Source organism: Marinobacter sp. 1_MG-2023 (genome assembly GCF_030549045.1).
Lineage (GTDB): Bacteria > Pseudomonadota > Gammaproteobacteria > Pseudomonadales > Oleiphilaceae > Marinobacter.
This window is the reverse complement of sequence record NZ_JAUOST010000007.1, coordinates 52,419-76,289: the sequence shown is the minus strand read 5'-3', so window position 1 is coordinate 76,289 and position 23,871 is coordinate 52,419. Positions and strand designations below refer to the sequence as shown.

The following is a 23,871-nucleotide window of genomic DNA, read 5'->3' as shown; positions in this document are numbered from 1 at the left end:
TGTGAATACATCCCTGTACGCTCGGCTCCGCCATCCATGGCTTCGCACGGTTTTGGAAAGCTCTGCCCCTTAGCCTCCAGTAGCCTGCGGAAACGGTTAACCCTGTTTAGGGACCTTGCGGATAAGCGGCTGAATGTTAATAGACACCAGCTTGTCGATCGCCGAACTCATCTGGCTGCGCGATGTGAATGGGCCTACATTCACGCGATACCAGACCGAGCCACTATCTAGCTCTATACGTTGCACGGCGGCTCGAAGCCCCTGGAAGGCAATCTGGGCGCGTTGGCGCTCGGCGTCTTCCTTGCTGCGGAATGAGCCGGACTGCACTAGATAGTCGAAATCCTGTTTGGCCGGACCCGGCGTGTATGCATCCACTTTCGGAGGTATGACTTCCGATTCGGGAAGCATTTCGTAAAACCGGAAACCTGGCTTTTTCTCGACTTGCTTGGTGGTTTTTTCTGGCCGCTGCTGCACCGGTTGTTCGAGCACAGGCTGTGGCTGTCGTGGACCCTCGCTGGGTGGTATGGAGTTCAGGTACACAATAAAACCGATAAAGCCGCCGACCGTAGCCAGTGAAAGAATCCACTTCAAAGAAAGTCCTCCACGTTGGGAGCTGGCCGGTGCTGCTGGCTTCGTGCGCTTTTTCTGGGGGCGCGCAGGTCCGGCAGGTTTTTTCTTTGCAGTTGCTGACGGTGAGCCTGATCGGCTTTTGCGAGCGTAGTCTCGGGACATGTTGCTATTTACATCTCTTCCGGAGCGCTGACACCCAGTAGATCCAGCCCGTTCGCGATTACCTGGCGCACGGCTAGGTAGAGGCTTACTCGGGCATCACGTACTGCTGTGTCTTCGATGAGCACCTTATGGGCGTTGTAATAGGTGTGGAATTGTCCCGCCAAATCCCTCAGGTAGTGAGTGAGGTGATGCGGTTCGCGTTGGGCTGCAGAGTTGGCAATCAGCTCAGGGTACTTTGCCAGTTGATTTGCCAGATCCTTTTCCTCATCCAGTGTGAGCACAGAAAGATCGCCCAGGCACTCGTTGAATCCCCGCTCAACGCCTTCCGTCGCCAGTTTCCTCAACACACTGCAGATGCGGGCATGGGCATACTGAACGTAGTACACAGGGTTTTCATTGGTCTGGGAACGCGCCAGGTCGATATCAAAGGTCAACTGGGAGTCGACTCGCCGTGCCGCAAGGAAGAAACGAGTGGCGTCCCGGCCCACTTCATCAATCAGGTCGCGAATGGTGACGTAGCTGCCGGCGCGCTTGGATATTTTTACTTCCTGGCCAGAACGAGTGACCATGACCATCTGGTGTAGCACGTAATCCGGCCATCCCTGAGGAATGCCCGCTTTCAGGGCCTGTAATCCTGCGCGAACCCGGGTAACTGTGGAGTGGTGGTCGGCACCCTGCTCGTTAATCACGGTGGTGTAGCCGCGCTGCCATTTATCCAGGTGGTACGCCACATCTGGCAGAAAGTAGGTGTAACCGCCATCTTTCTTGCGCATCACCCGGTCTTTGTCATCTCCGAACTCAGTGGTTTTAAGCCACATGGCGCCACCGTCTTCGTAAGTGAAGCCGTTGTCTTGCAGGCGCTTGACGGTGGCTTCTACCTTGCCGTCCTGGTACAGGGAGGACTCAAGGAAGTACACATCAAACTCAACACCAAACGCCTTCAGGTCCAGGTCTTGTTCCCGGCGCAGGTACGCCACGGCAAATTCCTGAATGGCTTTACGATCGTTGGGGTCTGCGCTGGCAGTTACTTCACGGTCATCTGCGGTGACGGTGTCACCAGCCAGATACGCTGTGGCAACATCGGTAATGTAGTCGCCGCGATAGCCGTCTTCCGGCCAGCCGTCGTCCTCAGGTGTCAGCCCCTTTACGCGGGCCTGCACGGAGAGTGCGAGGTTGTTGATCTGGGCACCGGCATCGTTGTAGTAGAATTCGCGGGTCACATCATAGCCGTTAGCTTCCAGCAACCGGCAAAGGCAATCGCCAATCGCTGCGCCCCGGCCATGGCCCACATGCAGCGGGCCGGTGGGGTTGGCTGAGACAAACTCCACTTGAACTTTTTCGCCCTTGCCGCCGTTGTTGCGACCGAACTGGCCTGCCTCGGCCAGAACCGTGTTAACGATCTCGAACGCACTGGCGGTGCTCATGAAAAAGTTAATAAAGCCCGGGCCAGCAATTTCCACTTTCTCCACGGCGCTGCTTTCCGGCAGTTTCTCTATCAGCAACTCAGCCAGTTTGCGGGGCGCGCAGCCGGCCGTTTTGGCGGCAACCAGCGCGATGTTGCAGGCGTAGTCACCGTGGGATTTGTCCTTGGTGCTGCCTACTTGCGGCGTGTACGCCTGGTCTGCGGGCAATGTGCCCTCTGACTGAAGAGCGGCAAGCGCGGACTGGATCAGGTCGGAAACGGTCTCTTTCATGCTGTGAGATGACTCGGTTTACTGGAAAATTGGATTGGGGCAGGGCGCCCTGTGAAAACAGAAGACCGGCATTATCGCGGAAAGTCCTCCTGCAAGCAAAAGCCTGGTGATGTTTAGCCTGTTTCCTGAGGGTCTACATCAATCATCCATTTGGTACTCTTCGGAAATTTTTCCTGCTCGAGCGTCTGACAAATGCCAGTCAAGAGTTTGTTGAGGCGCCGTCGGTTGTCGGTGTTCACGATCAGTTGCGCTCTGTGCCTGTCGGCGCGACGTGCTATCAACGCGGGCAGGGGGCCCCAGGTCTCAACACCAGGCGCGTTTGCGAGCGGTTTTATCCTGTCCAATACTTGCAGGCTTTGTTCCATGGTGTCCGCTTCGGCACGGAAGATGGCCATGGCGCGAAAAGGCGGAAGCTGGCCGCTTTCGCGTTCTTCCAGAAGTTGGTCTGCCATGTCCAGGTAGCGACCATGGCAGAGCGATTTCAGGAGGGGGTGGTCGCTATGGCAGGTTTGTACAACCACCTTGCCGGATTTAGCTCCGCGCCCGGCGCGCCCGCTTACCTGCAGTAGCGTCTGGACCAGTTGCTCCGGAGCCCTGAAGTCAACGCTGAAAAGCCCTCCGTCGGCATTGATTACGATAACCAGCGTCACGTTGGGGAAATCATGGCCTTTGGCGAGCATCTGGGTTCCGACGAGGATGCAGGGTTTTCCGCTGTTGACCTGTTTCAGAATACTCTGAATGCTACCTTTGCGTTGCGTGCTGTCGCGATCAACACGAACCACTGGCGTATCCGGAAAGCTGGCGGCAAGTATGTCTTCAGTCTGTTCTGTTCCCTGACCAACCGGCTTGAATGCTTCACTTTTACATTTAGGGCAGGTTTCGGTTGCCGGGGCCTGGTAATCACAGTGATGGCACCGCATAGCACGATCGCGGCGATGGTAGGTAAGGCGCGTATCGCACCGGGGGCACTCAACCATATGGCCGCAGTCAAAACACATCATGACCGGAGCAAAACCTCGACGGTTTACGAACACCAGTGCCTGATTGCCATCGTCAAGAGTCTGCTGAATCGCCTGCAGTGCCGGCCGTGAAAGACCGCCTTCAAGTGGCCGGCTCCGAATATCCAGCAGGCTGACTGCTGGAGGCTTCGCTTCTCCTGCACGTTCTTCAAGCCGTATGAGCTGATACTTGCCGGCCAGGGCGTTGTGGTAGGACTCAAGGGACGGTGTGGCTGAGCCCAGAATAACCGGGCACCGGTTCAGGTGTGCCCTATAGACCGCTACATCCCTGCCGGAGTACCGGAAACCCTCGCCCTGTTTGTATGAGCTGTCGTGCTCCTCGTCTACGATAAGCGTTTTCAGTGCCGTAAACGGAAGAAGTACTGCCGAGCGCGTGCCAATGAGAATGACGGGCTCGCCATTGCGAATTTTTAGCCAGGCGTGCAGGCGCTCGCTGTCATTAAGGGCCGAATGCCACACTAGAATACGTTCGCCGAAATAACGCTGGAAGCGGGCAACAGTTTGGGGTGTAAGGTTTATCTCTGGAACCAGTACTAATGCCTGATCTCTGGCCGAGAGGTTCTGCTTGAGGTAATGCAGGTAGATTTCTGTTTTACCGCTCCCGGTGATGCCATACAGAAGGGAGGCGCTGAATCCGCTCGTTGGTAGTGGAAGTTTTGAGGCCGCTTCGGTTTGCGCTGCGGAGAGTTCAGGGCCGCCGATGGTTTCGTCACATCTGTGGCTTTGTGTACTCTCTTTCGCTGGTGTTATCGCCCGGACCAGTTCTTTGTCTCTTAATGCCTTCAGCTGTGGACGGGTGAACCCGGCTTTGATTATGTCGCTGCTCTTTACGCCTTGCTTGTGCTGGGCGATCCAGTCCATCAGGGTTTTCTGTTTATGGGCGTTTGCAGGAAGCACAGCGCTACTGCCGAAAGCCTGCCACCAGTCTTCGCTTTTCTCGGTAGCGGAACGGCCCCGGCGCAATGCGGCTGGTAGAGCCGTGAACAGGCATTCTCCCAGCGGGTGCTGATAGTAGTCGCTGGCCCAGCTCAGGAGCTGAAAGGTTTCGTCTGGCAGGGCAGGCCAATTCTCCACTGCACTTTGGACGGGCTTGAGGGTGATACCTGCCGGAGGCTCGATATCCGTTTCCACGACCAGGCCGACCGCCTGTTGGTATCCGAAAGGAACCCTTACGCGTTGGCCGGGCTTCAGGGCAAGCCCTTCGGGTGCCAGATAGTCAAAGAGCCTTCTGAGCGGCCGATTCAGCGCTATGCGAACGGTGGATGGCACCAAGTGCTTCCTTGTAGTTTAGATGTTACGGTATCTGCCTATCCTGCTAACGCTTTGGCGCGGCCGGCCAGTTGGAAAAGCGCAGGGTCCGGGCGCGCGCAAGACTTGCCTGCTAGCATAATTGCAAGTAAGATTCGCGGTCTGTTTGCGGCAGGGCATGATTGTGCCCCGTCTTCTCCATTGATTCAAACATGCGGTGCCTGGCACCAGGGCTGTAATGATTGCCCCGTGATCAGGTAGCGGCATGACCCACAGAGGTTCGCCATGAAAGAAGGTATCCACCCCAAGTACGAAGAGATTACCGCAACATGTTCCTGCGGTAACGTAATCAAGACTCGCTCTACGATCGGTCATGATCTGCAGCTTGATGTTTGTTCACAATGCCACCCGTTCTATACTGGCAAGCAGAAAGTTATGGACACTGGCGGCCGCATCGACCGCTTCCAGAAGCGTTTCGGTGGTCGTATCGCGGGTAAGAAAGACTGATACATCTGCTGATTTTCAAAAAAAGCGCCTGCAGGCGCTTTTTTTGTGTCTGGTGAAAATTACCTGTCTTGTTTTTGATTATAGGCAATTTGCCGTATTGACTGGTCAGATTTTGCTCGACTTGCCCCTTGTCGTTTTGGGGCGAGCGAGCCATAATGGCGCGCTCCTTCAGGCAGGCGTCTGCCGTCTGGAGGTTTATTACCTTTAAACGTGACAAACGGAACAGTGGCAATGTCTCAAGATCTGAAAGAAGCAGCCCTTGAATATCACGCCAAGCCGCGGCCTGGGAAGATTAGTGTAGAAATCTCCAAGCCGACAGCGACCGCCCGCGACCTTGCCTTGGCATATAGCCCGGGTGTTGCTGAGCCGGTTCGTGAAATCGCGAAGGACCCTGAGAACGCCTACAAGTACACTGCCAAGGGCAACCTTGTGGCTGTTATCTCTGACGGTACGGCGATTCTTGGTCTGGGTAACCTGGGCCCGCTGGCGAGCAAGCCGGTAATGGAAGGCAAGGGCGTACTGTTCAAGCGCTTTGCTGGAATTGACGTGTTCGATATCGAGGTCAACTCTGAAAGCCCGCAGGCGTTCATTGAAACCGTTGAGCGTATCGCTGACACCTTCGGTGGTATCAACCTTGAGGATATCAAGGCGCCGGAGTGTTTCGAGATTGAGCGAGCGTTAATCGAGAAATGCAACGTGCCCATCTTCCATGATGATCAGCACGGTACTGCAATTGTTACTGCAGCGGGCATGATCAATGCCCTTGAGCTTCAGGGTAAGAAAATTGAAGAAGCGAAGGTGGTATGCCTGGGCGCCGGTGCAGCTGCAATCGCTTGTATGAAGTTGTTGATCAGCTGCGGTATTCGCTCTGAGAACATCTTCATGCTTGACCGCAAGGGTGTGATCCACTCTGGTCGTGATGACCTCAATCAGTACAAGGCAATGTTTGCCAACGAAACTGATAAGCGTACGCTGGATGAGGCGATGGAGGGCGCGGATGTGTTCCTCGGTTTGTCTGGACCTGACCTGTTGAGCGGGGATCAGCTAGCGAAGATGGCGCCAAACCCGGTTGTTTTTGCTTGCTCCAATCCGGATCCGGAAATTAACCCAGCGTTGGCTCATTCGGTTCGTGATGATCTTATTATGGCTACTGGCCGTTCTGACTACCCGAACCAGGTGAACAACGTGCTTGGTTTCCCGTTCATCTTCCGTGGTGCTCTGGACGTTCGCGCAAGCTGCATTAACGAAGAGATGAAAGTGGCTGCGGTAGATGCCATTCGTAAGCTGGCGAAAGAGCCGGTTCCGCAGGAGATTTGTGAAGCCTACGGTGCTGACAGTTTCGAATTCGGCAAGGAATACATCATTCCGAAGCCCATGGATGTTCGCCTTCTGGAAGTTGTTCCGGCAGCCGTGGCGCGTGCGGCAGTGGACTCAGGGGTTGCCGGTAAGGGGTACCCTGCACATTATCCGCTGAAGAGTATGGACGACATCATCTGACCGATGGCGTTGTGCGTTTACAAAAAAACCGGCGGTGATCCCGCCGGTTTTTTTTGTGGTTAAATATTCGTGTTGCGCCCTGATGCCGGGCTAGAAAATCTGTCGAGAAAGGTCGTCCCCGTTTCCGCGTGTACCCCCTGGGCCCGAGTCATCCGCTGACAGCGGTGCGGGCGCATCTTCTTCTTTAAATATCTCGAAGACGCCTTCTTCGCCGGGTCTGGCCCGCTTACCCGTGTCGGAGTTTATGCGGATGTTAACGATACCGTTCGGTCTGGGCATGAAAGCCGAGGGCGACTCACTCAGCGCTACCTTCATGTAGTCGACCCAGATGGGCAGGGCAGTGCTTGCGCCAAACTCTCTGCGCCCGAGTGGGGCTGGCTGATCAAAGCCTACCCACACGGTAGTGGCAAGGTTGTGATTGAAGCCTGCAAACCAGGTGTCTCTCTGTTCGTTGGTTGTGCCGGTTTTGCCGGCTATATCATCCCGCCCCAGTGCTAGCGCGCGTCGCCCGGTTCCACGCTTGACAACATCCCGAAGCATTGAGTGCAGAACATAAACGGAGCGTTCATCTGCCAGTCGTCGCATGACGCGGGTTTCCGGCGTGACTTCTGCTGTGGTCGCTGGGGATCTTTCGGCTTCGTTGGCGATATTTGCTGGTTCAGTCTCAACCGTGTCGCAGTTCTGATCGCAAAGCACGACGTCCGGGGCTTCGTAAACTGTTTCGCCGTTAACATCCGTAATGCTTTGAATAAGGAAAGGCTCCACGTCGTAGCCGCCATTGGCTATAACAGCCAGGCCGCGGGCCAGTTCCATCGGGGAAAGTTGGCCGCTACCCAGAGAGAGGGAGAGGTCTTTGGGCATGCTCTCCACCGGAACCTTCAACTGATTGAGGTAGTCGAGCGTCTGGGGGATGCCGATATCCCTCAGTAGCCGGATAGAAACCAGATTGCGGGAGCGGTAGAGCGCTTCTCGCAGTGTGGTTGGGCCATAGAATTGTCCGGACGAGTTCTGTGGGCGCCAGGCGGTTTCGAGCTCCGAGTCGTCAAATACGATCGGGGCGTCGTTGTAGATGGTTGCGGGTGTGACACCGCTTTCCAGGGCGGCTAGATACAAGAACGGCTTGAAGGTGGAACCCGGCTGCCGCCTCGCTTGCATGGCACGATTGTATTTACTTTGTCCGAAGCTGTACCCACCGGCGAGAGCTTCAATCGCCCCCGTTTTAGCCTCAAGGGATATAAGAGCTCCCTCTGCTTTCGGCACCTGCATCAGCGAAACCTTGACGGGCTGGCCTATTCCGGATGTAGTAATCCCTTCTTCCTGCTCGCCATTCTCTGGCGTTGTTGGGGCTTGCGGTAGTTCGTCTATGCGAACGTAGACAACATCGCCAACGCTTACAACATCAGAAGGCTTTTCCGGCTTGGGGCCGGTCAGGTTTTCTGTTTTGTAGCGCATGGCCCACTGCATTGATTCGAACGGCATAACCGCAGGGCCAAACCTTCTGACGTGAGCAAGTACTTCCTTTTTCTCATCGCTAACGGCCGTTACAACTGCAGGCATCAGGGATTCAATTCTCGGATAGTTCAGCATGGCGTTGGAGAGGTTCTCTCCCGCCAGGGTCTCGGCATCGAGTTGGCCGATGGCGCCCCGGAACCCATGTCGGCGATCATAGGCTTCAAGGCCGCTCCTGAGGGCGTCCGTAGCCGTTTGCTGGTCTTTGCTGTCTACCGTCAGCGTGACGGTGTAGCCATCTGTGTATGCTTCCTCACCGAAGCGCCTGACCATCTCGGCACGGGCCATCTCGGCGACGTAGTCGGCATCTACTTCGGTCTCCGTAGCATTGTATGTGGCTGTTAGAGGTGCCGTGATGGCGAGCTCGTAGGCATCTGGGCTGATAAAGCCGAGATCTTTCATTCGGCCCAGGATCCAGTCTCTGCGTTGCATTGCGCGCTGGGGGTTGGCCAGGGGGTTGTAGGCTGAAGGCGCCTTGGGCAGGCCGGCAAGCATGGCCATTTGAGCAAGAGAAAGCTCGTTGACGGGCTTGTTGTAATAAACGCGGGCAGCGGCGGCGATGCCATAGGCACGATTGCCCAGGTAAATTTTGTTCAGGTACAGCTCGAGAATCCGGTTTTTATCTAGTTCACGCTCTATCTGAACTGCCAGGAGTATCTCGTTGAACTTGCGGATAAAGGTGCGATCACGTGACAAAAAGTAATTTTTTGCAACCTGCATTGTGATCGTACTACCGCCGGATTGGATCGAGCCGGTAGAGACCAGTTCGATTGCAGCCCGCGCCAGGCCTTTGATGTCGACCCCGAAGTGCTCGTAAAATCGTGCGTCTTCCGCCGCCATAAAGGCTTGTAACTGAATTGTTGGGATCTGTTCTATTGTGATCGGTGCCCTTCTCTTTTCTCCGAATTCTGCTATTAATCTGTTGTCTTTGCTATACACCCGCAGCGGCGTCTGGAGTTTTATGTCCAGAAGTTGCTCGACAGGGGGAAGGCCCGGACGGAGGTAAAGGTAGAAGCCTGAGCCGACGATAACGGCGACACTCAGTCCGGTGAGAAATAACCATGCAAAAAGGCGAGAAGTACGCAACAAATGAGACATTTTTTTCTGACAACTGTTGGATATAGGTCTATCATTTGAGAAATTGCTTTAGGAAGGATGAGTCGCTTCACCGTTGCAATTGTTCTCAGCTGAATAAGAGCGAACATTGTAAACGGAATAATGAAGAAATTCTCTTAAATAAAAAACACATAACACATGTAACCGGGTGCATCTAGCCAGGTACCAGGTATAGGGTGAGCGCGTGTTCGGATTGTTGGGAAAGAAATCCAGTGCAGTACTGGGCGTGGATGTGAGCTCAAGCTCTGTCAAGCTCCTTGAGCTGTCGAAACAGGGCGACCGCTATAAGGTCGAGAGCTACGCCGTTGAGCCGTTGCCGGCCAACGCCGTCGTCGAAAAAAATATTACGGATGTAGAAGCCGTTGGTGAAGTTCTCAAGCGAGTAGCTTCCAAGTCCCGGACCAGTGTTAAACAGGTTGCGGTGGCAGTCTCCGGTTCTGCAGTCATTACCAAGGTCATCCAGATGGACGGGGGGCTCAACGAGTTTGAAATGGAAGATCAGATTGCTCTTGAAGCTGATCAGTACATTCCGTACCCGCTCGATGAAGTTGCCATAGATTTTGAGGTTCAGGGCCCCTCGGAAACAAACCCGGACCAGGTAGACGTGCTCTTGGCTGCATGCCGTAAAGAGAACGTCGACATCCGTGAAGATGCCCTCGAAATTGCGTCGCTGAATACGAAAGTTGTCGACGTCGAAGCCTATGCTCTGGAGCGTGCCTACGCGCTGATCGAGTCCCAGCTGGACTCGCAGGGTGAGGACCTCGTGGTCGCCATCGTTGATGTTGGCGCGACAATGACCACTCTGAGCGTTCTCGCGGAAGGTAAAACCGTTTACACCCGGGAGCAGATCTTCGGCGGCAAGCAGCTTACCGAAGAGATTCAGCGCAGGTATGGGTTGTCTGTTGAAGAGGCAGGCCTTGCCAAGAAGCAGGGTGGGTTGCCGGACGATTATGAGTCCGAAGTGCTTACACCATTTCGGGAGGCTGTTGTTCAGCAGGTTGCACGTGCGCTTCAGTTCTTTTTCGGAGCCAGCCAGTACAACGCGGTGGATTACGTAGTACTCGCCGGTGGTACCGCTTCGATTCAGGGGCTGACAGAAATGGTGGAAGAGAAAACAGGAACGCCGACGTTGGTCGCGAACCCCTTTGCAGAGATGGCGGTCGGTTCGCGGGTTAACGCATCTGCTCTCAGCAACGATGCGCCCTCGCTGATGATTGCCTGTGGGTTGGCGATGAGGAGCTTCGACTGATGGCAAGAATTAACCTCAGGCCCTGGCGCGAAGAGCTTCGGGCAGAGAAACAAAAGCAGTTTGTTGTGATGGTTGTGGGTGCGGCTATTATTGCTGGTGGCCTTACGTTCCTTTGGAATACTCACCTCGACAACAGCATTTCGTATCAACAATCCCGAAATGCTTATATCGAATCCGCTGCTAAAAAGCTGGATGAACAAATCCGGGAAATAGAAAGCCTCAAGCGCAAACGTGATGAGCTTTTGGCCCGTATGAAGGTTATTCAGGATCTGCAGGGTAAGCGACCTGTGATTGTCCGGGCCTTTGATGAGCTGGTGCGCACTTTGCCGGATGGGCTCTTCTATACCGATTTGAAACGGGCAGGTGATCGGGTGAGTATTGTGGGTATGGCAGAATCAAACAGCCGTGTCTCGACTCTTATGCGGCAGTTTGAGGAGTCCGACTGGTTCACGAGTCCGAACCTCTCGAATGTGTCATCGGCAGACAGTCGGCGGGCTGGTTACAGCCAGTTCAATATGACTGTCAAACAAAAAACACCTGAGCCCGAAGGGGAGGATAAGTAATGAGCCTCGCGGACTCGCTGAAAAGCCTCAATGAATTTGATATCAATGACCTTGATATAAATAATGCCGGTATCTGGCCAGCTCCCATCAAAGCCATTGTTGTCCTGATTGTTTTCGGCCTGATTATGGGTGGCGGTTACTGGTTCTTTATCAAGGATCAATACGTGCAGCTCGACAGGGTTGAGAAAACGGAACAGGATTTGCGCAAAAAGTACGAAGAGAAAGCCTATCAGGTGGCTAACCTGGAGGTTTTTAAAGCGCAAATGGTCGAGATGGAAGAAACCTTCGGCGCGCTTGTGCGACAGCTTCCAAGTGAAACGGAAGTGCCGGGGCTTTTGGAGGATATTACCAATACGGCTCTGGGTAGTGGTCTGGCCCTCCAGGAGGTCAAGCTCCAGGCTGAGCAGAAACGTGATTTCTATTCTGAATTGCCGATTAATATCCGTGTTTCAGGTACATATCACGAACTGGCTACGTTCGTAAGCAGTGTTGCAAGTCTCCCACGGATTGTCACTCTGCACGATTTAACCATTAAACCAACTGGCGGAGACGGTGAGCGACTTGATATGCAGGTTGTTGCCCGTACCTACCGCTACCGGGCTGGAGAATGAGCATGGCAGCAAAGCATGCGGGAAAAGCCTGGCTGGGTGTTTGTCTGGTATCACTCCTGACCGCCTGTTCCCAGGGCAGCGGATTTTCCGATCTGGACAAATTTATGGCAGACACACGAGCCAAGCCTCGGGGTCATGTCGAGCCATTGCCGGAATTCAACGCTTACGAGGCGTTCAGCTATTCTGCGGCGGATAGGCGCGCGCCATTCGAGCCGCCGATAGATGTCCAGCTGACTATGGTTGATGAAAAACCGGTCAGTGACATTGAGCCAGATCTGGATCGACCTAACGAAGTGCTTGAGAATTTCGATCTCAAGGACTTGGGCATGGTTGGTACGCTTCAGGGTGTTTCGGGCGGTCTTTATGCACTGATTCAGGACAATGCGGGTGGTATTCACCGCGTTCGTACCGGGAACTTCATGGGGCAGAACTACGGCCGAATAATTGGCGTCAGTGAAACCCGGATCGAGCTAATCGAAATCGTTCCTAATGGCCGGGGTGGTTGGGTAGAGCGTCCTCGCTCTCTGACCCTGGAAGAAGACGCAGGGTAAGGAGCGGCTGGATGAAAATTGAAAGAAAAATGCATATACAAAAAAGTTCGGGGTCGAGGCTAGCGATGTTCAGAAAACTCAATCTATACGTCAGCGTGATTGCTTTTGGGTTGTTCTCCGGCCTGGCCAGTGCGGTCACGCTGGAAGACGTGTCGTTTTCGTCGCTACCGGGGGAACGCCTGGAAGTGACACTTCAGTTTGATGGTCAGCCACCTGAACCGTCGGGATACACTATTGAGCGCCCCGCACGAATTGCGGTTGATTTGCGCGATACGACCAGCGGCCTTAACAGTCGCAGTATTCCTTTGGGATCGGGCAACGCTCAAAGCATGACTGTAGTGGAAACCAAGGATCGTACCCGCCTGATATTCAACTTGGTTGAGCTGGCGCCATACGAGACGGTTCGCAATAACAATTCTTTGGTGATGACCATTGGCGGGGAGTTCAGCGGCAGTGCGGTGGCAGCCAGCACCTCGGGAAGCTCTGCTTCCGCGAAGCCCGCAGTATCTCCGGACACGCTCGCTGGTGTAGATTTCCGTCGCGGCAAGGATGGCGAAGGTCGCGTAATTGTCGAGCTGGGCAGCTCTGCTACCCAAATCGACCTGTCTGAGCTTGGCGGAAAAATTCGCCTGACGATGGATGGAATCGCTGTGCCCGCAGACCTGCGTCGCCGTCTCGACGTAACTGACTTCGCAACGCCGGTCAGCCGCATCGATACGTTTGTTGAAGATGGCAATGCGGTGGTCGAGATTCGTCCCGAAGGCAACTACGACTATATTGCCTACCAGTCTGGTAGCCAATTCACTGTCAGTGTTGAAAAGTTGAGTGAAGAAGAGGCTGAATCTCGCCGGGAAGAAAAGTTCCCATACACCGGCGAAAAACTGTCTCTGAACTTCCAGGATATAGAAGTTCGCTCCGTTCTTCAGCTGATTGCTGACTTCACTGGCTTGAATCTTGTAGCAAGTGACACGGTCGGCGGAAGCATAACTTTGCGCCTGCAGAATGTGCCCTGGGATCAGGCTCTGGATCTGATTCTGAAAACCAAGGGTCTGGATAAACGTCAGATTGGTAACGTGCTTCTTGTTGCACCGGCCGATGAAATTGCCGCCCGTGAGAAGCTTGAACTCGAAACGACCAAGCAGATTGCTGAGCTTGCACCCGTTCGCCTCGATATCGTTCAGGTCAATTACGCCAAAGCAGCGGACATTGTTGCATTGATCCAGGCGGACGCAGAGTTGATATCGGATCGCGGTTTCGTATCTTCTGATGTTCGGACCAATACCATCAGCGTTCGTGAGACATCTGAAAAGCTGGAAGAAATTCGTCGCCTTGTTTCCACCTGGGACGTTCCCGTGCGTCAGGTTTCGATTGAGGCCCGCATAGTGCGCGCTCAGAACAATGTTGCCGAAGAGCTTGGTGTGCGCTGGGGTGCTGCTGGCCAGGGCGATGCGAATGGCGGGTCCAACAATCTTGTAATTGGTGGTTCTCAGAGTGGCTTGGGTGGAGCTCTCGGCTTTCCTTCTGACCTGAACGTAGACCTTGGCACCACTCGGTCACCAGCCGGCTCCGTGGCCTTTGGCTATATTGGTACCGACTTCCTGATCGATATGGAGCTTTCTGCCTATGAGAGTGATGGTCAGGCCGAAGTTGTTTCGCAGCCCCGTGTGGTTACCGCTGATCGCCAGACTGCCTCGATCAAGTCAGGTGAAGAAATTCCCTATCAGGAAGCTTCTTCAAGCGGTGCGACCTCTGTGTCGTTCAAGGAAGCTGTGTTGTCGCTTGAGGTAACTCCTCAGATTACGCCCGATGACAAAATCATTATGGATCTGGTAGTCAATCAGGATTCCCGTGGTGAGGTTACAGAAGGTATCCCGTCGATTAATACCAACGAGGTAACGACTCAAGTGCTCGTAGGGAACGGTGAAACGGTTGTGCTGGGCGGTATTTTCCAGTCTGAGGTTGCGACTACTGTGGTCAAGACCCCAGTGTTGGGCGATATCCCTTATCTTGGACGCTTGTTCAAGCGCACAGAGAAAATCAATGAGCGCAGTGAGCTATTGATCTTTATTACCCCCAAGATCATCAAGAACGACTTGATCCAGTAATCTGGGCTAGATAGGAAAAGCCGCCGCGCCAAACCGGCGGCTTTTTTGTGTCTGTATATCTCTCGGTACTGACGCTTATGCAATCTTCAGCCCTGTGATATTCTCACCCGCCTGAACTCTATTGAGCGGAAGTTATGTCTTTGCCCAAACGTGTAGTCCTGGTTGGCCCCATGGGTGCTGGTAAGAGTACGATTGGCCGGATGCTCGCCCGGGAGCTGGGGTATCGATTCCTTGACTCTGATCGAATCATTGAGGAGCGTTGCGGGGCGAATATTCCTTGGATATTCGATGTTGAGGGTGAGGAAGGCTTCAGGCAGCGAGAAACAGCCATGCTGGAGGAGTTGGCTGCAGAGCCAGGTACGGTTCTCGCAACTGGCGGTGGTGCAGTCATGCGTGTCGACAACCATTCGGTGCTGAAAAAAGATGCGGTGGTGGTCTATTTGAGAACCTCGATAGAGCAACAGGTAGAGCGCACTCGTAAGGACCGCAATCGGCCGCTGCTGCAGAACGATGACCCCGAGGCCGTACTGCGCAGGTTGTTTGCGATCAGGGATCCGTTATACACCGAGCTTGCTGACATCGTTATGCACACGGATCGTAAGAGCCCCCGATTGGTGGTCCGCCAACTCGTTAATCGTATTAATCCCAAAACGCCGCGACAACAAAGACAGGTGCGAAAGGAGGGTCGTAACCATGTATAACCTGCTTCACGAACTTAATGTCAGCCTGGGAGATCGCAGTTACCCCATCATGATCGGCGAAGGCATGTTGGGTGCGTATGATCTTTCCGGTTACGTTGGCGGCTCTCAGGTAATGATCGTAACTAACGATGTTGTCGGCCCTTTGTATCTTGAGCAGGCCAGAGCCTGTTTCCCCGGCAAGAGTGTGGATACCGTTGTGCTGCCTGATGGTGAAAAGCATAAAGACTGGCAAACGCTGAACCTGATTTTTGATGCCTTGCTGGAAAAGCGGCACACGCGTAAAACTACGCTTGTGGCCTTGGGCGGCGGAGTTGTCGGCGATATGACGGGTTTTGCTGCAGCATGCTATCAGCGCGGCGTACCTTTCATTCAAATACCGACGACTCTTTTGTCTCAGGTTGACTCCTCGGTGGGTGGGAAAACAGGCATCAACCACCCGCTTGGAAAAAATATGGTCGGTGCTTTCCATCAGCCCGAAGCTGTACTGATTGATACGGATACCCTTCAAACCCTGCCGCCGAGAGAGGTGTCTGCAGGGCTCGCAGAGATTATAAAGTATGGCCTGATAAGGGATAAGGACTTTCTCGGCTGGCTTGAACTTGTGATTGATAAGCTAGTAACTCTCGACCGCAAGGCCCTTGCGGAGGCCATCTTTCGGTCATGCGCATGCAAAGCGGATGTCGTCGCTCAGGATGAGCGCGAAAACGGGCTCAGAGCCACACTGAACCTTGGTCATACCTTTGGTCATGCTATAGAGACCTATGCTGGCTATGGTAACTGGTTGCATGGAGAGGCAGTGGGGACGGGCATGATTATGGCGGCGGACCTGTCTGCGCGTGAAGGCTCTATCACTCAGGCTGATTATGACCGCATCCTGCGGCTGGTTAACAGAGCCTGCCTGCCTGATTTGCCTCCGGCGGATATGACAGCTGCTGACTTCATGAACCTGATGGCGGTTGACAAGAAAAATGTCGATGGGCGCTTGAGATTGGTATTGCTACGCTCTGTTGGGGACGCCGTGGTGACGTCTGATCCATCTCCGGAAAATCTCGCTGCAACGCTGAAGTCCTTCTGCCGGCATGAACGCTGAGCAGAGGTTGAAACATTGAACATCAGGGGTTTTTTGTGACCGACGAAAGCTTCAGTAGTCTTGATGGTGGTGGGCTGTTCCCCCGGTTGCAACAGCGATACGGTTTGAGAGCCAATCCCCTGGAAATGGAGACCCCGTTTTTTCCGGATGGCATGCGCCACCATGCTCTGGAGGCGCTTCGTCATCTTTGCGGGTTTGGTGATATGGCGCTGTTGCTCACGGGCGCACCTGGCTCGGGTAAGAGCAGGTTGCTGGCTGAATTGGTTCGCAGTGAATCCTCTCGCCTGGGCTTTCATCGTTTGTCCGCTGCGGCTATGACAAGCTCAAATTCGCTGGCAAGAGACCTCAAGCAAGTTGGCCGCTCCGGTTCGGGTGCGGATGATAACCCGCGAGAGGCCGTTTACCGTTTTTTTCGGTGGTCGGAGGGTATGGTTGGAAAGGGGCAGCGCATGGTGCTGCTCATCGATGACGCAGACCGTGCGCCGCCAGATCTTCTCAGGCTGATCCTTGACGGTTTTCTGGCGGCTGATCGTGCCAAGGCAGCGGTTCCGGTGTTTGCTGGAGAAGATCGGCTTGTGACGCTTCTGGGTCTTGAGGACTCTTCAGTCTCCATTCACCAGATTCATTTGCGCCCGCTCACCAGAGAGGAAGTGTTCTCCTACCTTGAGCCGCGTGTCCATAAAGCGGGCGGCAAGGTCAACGAGCTTCTGAGCCCGGCCCGGTTGGCGAGAATACACGACCTTAGCCAAGGTAGCTTTTCTCGTCTGAAAAGAGTAACGCCCGGTATCTGGATGGATATTGTTTCCGGTGCCTCGAAGCAGAAGCGCCCTCCGGGTTTCGATTTCAGGCAGCTCCGTCTGCCTGCCCTTGTGCTTCTGATGTTGGGTGGCTCCTGGTGGTTCGTATCCCAACAGTACGACGAAACAGTGGCTCTTGAGCAGGAAACCTCTCCTGAGCCTGAACGGGTTCGCAAGAGCATTACGATTGGTCCCAATATCTCCGACGAGTCGCTGGAAGATGAGGGAGCCGATGAGCTGTTTCCGCCATTGACGGAGCCTGCAGCCTTGCCGGATCCTGTTTCTGAGCCTGAGCCTGAGCCTGAGCCTGAGCCTGAGCCTGAGCCTGAGCCTGAGCCTGAGCCTGAGCCTGAGCCTGAGCCTGACTTTATTCCCAAAAGTGCCGACAGGTACGTCGATATTGGTCAGCTGCGCAGCCGCGGCAAGGGCTGGACCATTCAGTTGGTCGCAGGGAACCTTGAGCAGACTGCGCTGAATGTCATTTCCCGTTACCCGGCCCTTGATGAGATGGTTTATACGTTGGGGGAACGCAACGAAGAGCCATGGTTCATGGTGTTCTATGGAAACTACGCGTCCAAGGAAGAGGCTCGGGAGGCAGTGTCTCTGCTTCCTGAGTCACTGGCCGCTGGTTTGCCCTGGGTACGCTCAACCGACGGTTTGTGACAGGCCTGAAAACGCGAGACCGTTTCTTGTAACCCTTTGTCTTGTATGTTTAAACGTTCGGATTTTCGGGAATCCGTCGTTGGAAATAATATCAAATCTGTTTGAGTACGTGTTTGTACGTGTGTAAAATGATCAGCCCATTTTTTTTGATGTTGGCTGCTTTTTGCACTGTTTTGGTGCATAAGTCGCTGATTAAAAAGCATTTACATGCGAGAGAGCGCTTATGAAGTCAGGTTTGTATCATCCCGACGAGTTTAAAGACAACTGCGGCTTTGGACTGATCGCTCACATGAAAGGCGATGCCAGCCATAAGCTGCTACAGACTGCTATCGAGTCGCTCACGTGCATGACTCACCGGGGTGGTATCGCGGCAGATGGAAAAACCGGGGATGGTTGCGGTCTACTGATCCAGAGTCCAGTTGCGTTTCTGAAAAAAGCGGCGAAAACGGCGTTTGGCAAAGAGCCAGGTAAGTTGTTTGCGGTCGGCCAGGTTTTTCTTAGCCCGGACTCGGATAAAGCGGCCAACGGGCGTGTCACCCTTGAAAAACGGTTGGTTGAGCAGGGGCTCGAAGTCATGGGCTGGCGTGAAGTGCCAGTTGACGATAGTTGTCTTGGCCCAATGGCACTGGATTGTATGCCTCGGATCGAGCAGGTGTTCGTAACGCCTGCAACCAAATCGGAAAAAGAATTCGCCATCAGCCTGTTTGTCGGTCGCCGCCATGCCGAGCGGGATATGGAGGATGATTCCGAGTTTTATATCTGCAGCCTCTCCCACCGCACGCTCGCCTACAAAGGCCTGATGATGCCGGCGGATCTGGCGAACTTTTATAAAGATCTGGGCGACCCCGATTTCGCCACGGCTATCTGTGTATTCCATCAGCGCTTCTCCACCAACACTATGCCTCGCTGGCCTTTGGCTCAGCCTTTCCGCTATCTCGCGCACAATGGCGAAATCAACACCATTGACGGCAACAGAAACTGGGCTATTGCCCGGGCAGCCAAATTCAGCTCTCCGGATCTGCCCGATCTTCAAACCATGCAACCACTGGTTAATCTGGCGGGCTCAGATTCATCGAGCATGGACAATATGCTGGAGATTTTGTTGGCCGGTGGAGTGGATCTGTTCCGCGCTACTCGAATGATGATTCCGCCAGCCTGGCAGAATGTCGACACCATGGACTCGGAGCTCCGGGCCTTCTACGAATACAACTCCATGCACATGGAGCCCTGGGACGGACCGGCCGGGCTAGTTATGTCGGATGGCCGTTATGCGGTCTGCATGCTGGATCGAAATGGCTTGAGGCCGGCCCGCTGGGTGGTTACTAAGGATGATTTCATCACCCTGGCGTCTGAGATTGGTACATATGGCTACAAGCCAGAGGACGTAGTGTCCAAAGGCCGTGTAGGTCCTGGGCAGATGCTCGCTATTGATACCGAATCCGGCGAAGTGCTACACACTGGAGATATCGACCAGCGACTCAAGACTGCGAAGCCTTACAAGCGCTGGTTGCGCGAGAATGCCCTGCGTGTGGAAACAACGCTGAATCAGGACACGCCGGAATTCCGCCTGATGGATGCGGATGAGCTGTTAATTCACCAGAAAATGTTCATGGTGTCGTATGAGGAGCGCGACCAGGTTTTGCGCCCACTTGCGGAAAATGCTCAGGAGGCCGTCGGTTCCATGGGTGACGACACCCCCATGGCGGTATTGTCCAGCAAGATACGACATGTTGCAGATTTCTTCCGGCAAAAGTTTGCTCAGGTGACCAATCCACCGATTGATCCTCTGCGGGAAGCGATCGTGATGTCCCTGGAGACTTGTCTGGGTGCAGAGCGTAACGTTTTTGAAGAAACTGCAGAGCATGCGGACCGGATTATCCTGACTACACCGATTCTGTCACCGGCCAAGTTTCTTCAGATATCCAATAACGAGCGCCCGGGCTTTGCAGTCGAACGGATTTCCCTGGGGTACTCTCCGGAATTGGGCCTTGAGCAGGCTATTCGTCGCGTCTGTGATGAGGCTGAACAAGCGGCTCGTAACGGCAAGTCGCTGTTGATTCTCTCAGACAAGGATCTGAAGCAGGGCGAGCTGCCTGTCAGTTCTTTGATGGCAACGGGAGCGGTCCATCACCATTTGGTGGCAACCGGGCTGCGTTGTGATTCAAACATCATAGTAGAAACCGGTTGGGCCCGTGATCCGCATCACTTTGCTGTGTTGTTTGGCTTTGGCGCAACGGCTGTCTATCCGTACCTGGCCTATCAGCTGCTGAACGATCTGATTCGCACCGGCGAATTGCTGATGGATCCTATTGAAGCTAAAAACAACTACCGCAAGGGCATTAACAAGGGCCTGCTGAAGATCCTGTCCAAGATGGGTATCTCGACGATTACTTCCTATCGTGGGGCTCAGCTTTTTGAGGCTATCGGGCTTGCTGATGAAGTGGTCGATCTTTGCTTCAAAGGCGTGCCTAGCCGTATCCAGGGTGCAGGATTCTTCGAGTTTCAGCAGGATCAGGCGCAGTTGGCCTCCACCGCCTGGAAACCTCGCAAGCCGATATCTCCAGGTGGCTTGCTAAAGTATGTCCATGGCCAGGAGTACCATGCATTTAATCCCGATGTGGTGGGAAAGCTGCAAGAGGCAGTCACCACAGGTGATTACGGCCATTACAAAGAATACGCGGCATTGGTCAACGAACGCCCGGTTGCAACCCTCAGGGACCTTCTGGGTTTTCGTGAGGGTATCGAGGCTGTAGGAATATCTGAGGTTGAACCGGTCGAGCAAATTTTTACCAGGTTTGATTCCGCGGCTATGTCACTGGGAGCCTTGTCACCGGAGGCTCACGAGGCACTGGCGGTAGCTATGAATACACTTGGCGGCCGCTCGAACTCGGGTGAGGGTGGCGAAGACCCGGCCCGCTATGGCACAGAGAAGCGATCAAAAATCAAACAGGTCGCTTCTGGCCGCTTTGGTGTGACCGCGGAATATCTGCGTAGCGCTGACGTTATGCAAATCAAGGTTGCGCAGGGTGCCAAGCCGGGTGAGGGCGGTCAGTTGCCAGGAGGCAAGGTAAATGAGCTGATCGCGCGCCTGCGTTATTCAGTGCCAGGCGTCACTCTTATTTCACCGCCTCCGCATCATGATATTTACTCCATTGAGGATCTGGCGCAGTTGATCTTTGATCTTAAGCAGGTCAACCCGGAAGCGTTGGTTTCGGTAAAACTGGTTTCCGAGCCAGGTGTGGGCACGATTGCCGCAGGTGTGGCAAAGGCTTACGCCGATCTGATTACCGTCTCCGGTTACGACGGTGGCACGGCTGCAAGCCCGCTTGCCTCCATTCGCTATGCGGGATCGCCCTGGGAGCTTGGTTTGACCGAGACCCAGCAGGCCCTACGTGCCAATGATTTGCGTGGAAAAATCCGTCTGCAAACAGATGGCGGCATTAAAACCGGGCTGGATGTAGTGAAGGCAGCCATTTTGGGAGCCGAGAGTTTTGGTTTCGGCACTACGCCCATGGTGGCTTTGGGCTGCAAGTATCTTCGCATCTGCCACCTGAACAACTGCGCAACTGGTGTCGCCACACAGAATGAACACCTTCGTGATGAGCACTTCAAAGGCACGGTGGAAATGGCCATGAACTTCTTCCGGTTTGTGGCGGAAGAGACGCGAGAGTGGATGGCGAAGCTGGGGGTTCGCAGTCTGGAAGAGCTTGTCGGGCGTGTTGATCTTCTCGTTCGCCTGCCAGGCGATACTGAGCGCCAGAAAAAACTGGACCTGACACGGCTGTTATCCAACGATCATATCCCGGCAGACAAGCCTCAAACCTGCCAGGTTGAGCGCAACGTGCCGTTTGACCAGGGCCAGTTGGCAGAAGAAATGGTCAGGGCAACTGCATCGGCGATTGAAGGAAAAACCGGAGGCGCCTGGAGCTATCGCGTGACCAACTGTGATCGTTCAATTGGTGCCCGCCTTTCTGGTGAGATTGCTGCAAAGCATGGCAACCAGGGTATGGTTGACGCACCGATCACGCTGGATCTCGTGGGTACAGCCGGTCAGAGCTTTGGTGTCTGGAACGTGGGCGGGTTGAACCTGATCCTCGAAGGCGATGCCAATGATTATGTCGGCAAAGGCATGACCGGCGGCAAGCTCGTCGTCAGGCCACCCCGTAGTAGTGCGTTTAATACGCAGGAAACTGCCATTGTCGGAAATACCTGCCTTTATGGAGCCACGGGAGGCAAGCTGTTTGCGGCAGGTACTGCGGGAGAGCGTTTTGCGGTGCGTAACTCTGGAGCACATTCAGTCATTGAAGGTGCGGGCGATCACTGTTGCGAATACATGACAGGAGGTCTGGTAACCGTACTGGGCGCTACGGGTGCCAACTTTGGTGCAGGTATGACCGGAGGTTTTGCCTACGTGCTGGACACGGACAACACCTTTGTAGATAAATACAATCACGAATTGGTGGAGATTCAGCGCATTGCCCGCGAAGAAATGGAGGCCTATCGCAACCATCTTCGCAGCGTGATTAGAGAGCATATCTCGGAAACCGGTAGTGCCTGGGCAGAGCATATTCTTGAAGATTTCGACGATTACATCGGCCGTTTCTGGCTGGTGAAACCCAAAGCTGCGAATTTGCGCAGTCTGTTGGCAAGTACTCGTGCGCGCCCTGAATAAGTTCAGGGTGTTGAATCTGTTTACTTGTAAGGTTTCAGGGTTGCCGAAAGAAGCAGCCTTTGTCGATATTGAACTGATGAGAATGCCAACATGAAAGAACGACTCAGTAACGATTTTCAGTTTGTAGAAGTAGGTCGGGTAGACCCGAAGAAAGTACCTGCGAAAAAGCGCAAAAAAGAGTTTGGTGAAATCTATCGCCCGTTTACGGCCGATAATGCGTCCTCTCAGTCCCATCGATGCCTGGAGTGCGGGAATCCTTATTGCGAATGGAAGTGCCCGGTACACAACTACATTCCCAACTGGCTGAAGCTGGTTTCCGAAGGCAATATCATGAAAGCGGTCGAGTTGTGTCACCAGACCAACTCTCTGCCTGAAGTCTGTGGTCGTGTGTGCCCGCAGGATCGACTCTGTGAAGGGGCATGCACCCTGAATGATGGTTTTGGTGCTGTTACCATTGGCTCGGTCGAAAAATACATTACCGATACCGCCTTCGCTCTTGGGTGGAAGCCGGACATGTCTGCTGTAAAATGGACGGACAAGAAGGTAGCGGTTATAGGTGCTGGCCCTGCAGGCCTGGGCTGTGCTGATGTACTGGTTCGCAACGGCGTGAAGCCGGTAGTATTCGATATCTACCCTGAGATTGGCGGCCTGCTGACCTTCGGTATCCCGGAGTTCAAACTGGAAAAATCCGTGATGACTCGCAGGCGCCAGGTGTTTGAGGAAATGGGCGTTGAGTTCCGCTTGTCGACCGAGGTGGGTAAGGATGTTCAGCTGAAGGACATCCTTGATGATTACGATGCGGTGTTCATGGGCATGGGAACCTACACCTACATGAAAGGTGGCTTCCCGGGTGAGAACCTTCCGGGTGTTTACGACGCCTTGCCGTTCCTCGTATCCAACGTTAACCGCCGCCTGGGCTTTGAAAAAGATGCAGCGGATTTCATTGATATGAAAGGTAAGCGCGTCGTGGTGCTGGGTGGCGGTGATACCGCCATGGACTGTAACCGCACCTCGATCCGTCAACAGGCAGAGAGCGTGGCCTGCGCTTATCGTCGTGATGAGGCCAATATGCCGGGGTCGCGCAGGGAGGTTGCCAATGCCAAGGAAGAAGGTGTGAAATTCCTGTTTAATCGGCAGCCTATAGCCATCATCGGTGAAGACCAGGTTGAAGGTGTGAAAGTGGTATCCACTCAGCTTGGAGAGCCGGATGAAAACGGCCGCCGCCGGCCCGAGGTAGTTCCGGGTAGCGAGGAAGTTATTCCGGCTGATGCTGTATTGGTTGCTTTCGGTTTTCGCCCGAGTCCAGCCGAATGGTTTGAAGAGCTTACGATCAGTACCGACGATTCCGGTCGGGTAAGGGCGCCGGAAGAGGCAGAGTTCGGTTTTCAGACCAGCAACCCGAAGATCTTTGCGGGCGGCGATATGGTTCGAGGTTCGGACCTGGTTGTTACTGCCATCTGGGAAGGCCGCCAGGCTGCAGAGGGCATCATGGATTATCTGGATATCTGAAAAATCGTTTGATCCGGATCAGAAGGGCGGCTTACTAA

Annotated in this window: 16 protein-coding genes; 12 read left to right on the top strand and 4 right to left on the bottom strand. The window is 54.2% G+C overall.

The window, feature by feature from the left end; genetic code table 11:
• Nucleotides 1–96: 96 nt before the first annotated feature.
• From Q4606_RS15675 to Q4606_RS15665, 3 genes are all read right to left on the bottom strand, one after another.
• Nucleotides 97–591 (bottom strand): SPOR domain-containing protein, encoded by a 495-nt coding sequence (locus Q4606_RS15675; RefSeq protein ID WP_368502319.1) that lies wholly within the window; start codon nt 589–591, stop codon nt 97–99.
• Nucleotides 592–740: 149 nt separating this feature from the next.
• Nucleotides 741–2,426: an arginine--tRNA ligase gene (gene argS / locus Q4606_RS15670; protein WP_303608103.1), complete on the bottom strand. Its 1,686-nt coding sequence runs from the start codon at nt 2,424–2,426 to the stop codon at nt 741–743.
• Nucleotides 2,427–2,539: 113 nt separating this feature from the next.
• On the bottom strand, nt 2,540–4,714 hold the full coding sequence (locus Q4606_RS15665; protein ID WP_303608102.1) for a primosomal protein N': 2,175 nt from the start codon (nt 4,712–4,714) through the stop codon (nt 2,540–2,542).
• A gap of 264 nt (nt 4,715–4,978) precedes the next feature.
• Between Q4606_RS15665 and rpmE the strand changes: the two genes are divergently transcribed.
• Nucleotides 4,979–5,200 carry a 50S ribosomal protein L31 gene (gene rpmE, locus Q4606_RS15660; RefSeq protein ID WP_096784074.1) on the top strand — a complete coding sequence of 74 codons (222 nt, stop codon included), beginning with the start codon at nt 4,979–4,981 and terminating at the stop codon, nt 5,198–5,200.
• A 231-nt stretch (nt 5,201–5,431) separates the two neighbouring features.
• Complete coding sequence (locus Q4606_RS15655) at nt 5,432–6,697, top strand: malic enzyme-like NAD(P)-binding protein (protein ID WP_303608101.1); 1,266 nt, start codon at nt 5,432–5,434, stop codon at nt 6,695–6,697.
• Between the two features lie 90 nt (nt 6,698–6,787).
• On the opposite strand, the gene Q4606_RS15650 is transcribed toward Q4606_RS15655, so the two are convergent.
• Nucleotides 6,788–9,304 carry a penicillin-binding protein 1A gene (locus Q4606_RS15650; protein ID WP_303608100.1) on the bottom strand — a complete coding sequence of 839 codons (2,517 nt, stop codon included), beginning with the start codon at nt 9,302–9,304 and terminating at the stop codon, nt 6,788–6,790.
• A gap of 202 nt (nt 9,305–9,506) precedes the next feature.
• Between Q4606_RS15650 and Q4606_RS15645 the strand changes: the two genes are divergently transcribed.
• The 10 genes from Q4606_RS15645 (at nt 9,507) to Q4606_RS15600 (ending at nt 23,833) form a co-directional block, all read left to right on the top strand.
• Complete coding sequence (locus Q4606_RS15645; protein ID WP_303597498.1) at nt 9,507–10,571, top strand: pilus assembly protein PilM; 1,065 nt, start codon at nt 9,507–9,509, stop codon at nt 10,569–10,571.
• Complete coding sequence (locus Q4606_RS15640; protein ID WP_303597499.1) at nt 10,571–11,134, top strand: PilN domain-containing protein; 564 nt, start codon at nt 10,571–10,573, stop codon at nt 11,132–11,134. The genes Q4606_RS15645 and Q4606_RS15640 overlap by 1 nt, the downstream gene beginning before the upstream one ends.
• Nucleotides 11,134–11,745: a type 4a pilus biogenesis protein PilO gene (locus Q4606_RS15635; protein WP_303597500.1), complete on the top strand. Its 612-nt coding sequence runs from the start codon at nt 11,134–11,136 to the stop codon at nt 11,743–11,745. The genes Q4606_RS15640 and Q4606_RS15635 overlap by 1 nt, the downstream gene beginning before the upstream one ends.
• A gap of 2 nt (nt 11,746–11,747) precedes the next feature.
• A complete protein-coding gene (locus tag Q4606_RS15630; RefSeq protein ID WP_303597501.1) occupies nt 11,748–12,296 on the top strand; it encodes a pilus assembly protein PilP in 549 nt (182 codons plus the stop codon).
• Nucleotides 12,297–12,361: 65 nt separating this feature from the next.
• On the top strand, nt 12,362–14,401 hold the full coding sequence (gene pilQ, locus Q4606_RS15625) for a type IV pilus secretin PilQ (RefSeq protein WP_303597502.1): 2,040 nt from the start codon (nt 12,362–12,364) through the stop codon (nt 14,399–14,401).
• 134 nt (nt 14,402–14,535) lie between these two features.
• Complete coding sequence (aroK, locus tag Q4606_RS15620) at nt 14,536–15,102, top strand: shikimate kinase AroK (protein WP_303597503.1); 567 nt, start codon at nt 14,536–14,538, stop codon at nt 15,100–15,102.
• Nucleotides 15,095–16,192, top strand: a complete 1,098-nt coding sequence (gene aroB, locus Q4606_RS15615) for a 3-dehydroquinate synthase (RefSeq protein ID WP_303608099.1) — start codon at nt 15,095–15,097, stop codon at nt 16,190–16,192. The genes aroK and aroB overlap by 8 nt, the downstream gene beginning before the upstream one ends.
• 35 nt (nt 16,193–16,227) lie before the next feature.
• The gene (locus tag Q4606_RS15610; RefSeq protein WP_303608098.1) at nt 16,228–17,652 is read left to right on the top strand and encodes an AAA family ATPase; all 1,425 of its coding nucleotides are present in this window, start codon (nt 16,228–16,230) and stop codon (nt 17,650–17,652) included.
• 223 nt (nt 17,653–17,875) lie between these two features.
• A complete protein-coding gene (gene gltB / locus Q4606_RS15605) occupies nt 17,876–22,324 on the top strand; it encodes a glutamate synthase large subunit (protein WP_303608097.1) in 4,449 nt (1,482 codons plus the stop codon).
• 90 nt (nt 22,325–22,414) lie between these two features.
• The gene (locus Q4606_RS15600) at nt 22,415–23,833 is read left to right on the top strand and encodes an FAD-dependent oxidoreductase (protein ID WP_303608096.1); all 1,419 of its coding nucleotides are present in this window, start codon (nt 22,415–22,417) and stop codon (nt 23,831–23,833) included.
• The last annotated feature ends 38 nt before the right edge of the window (nt 23,834–23,871 follow it).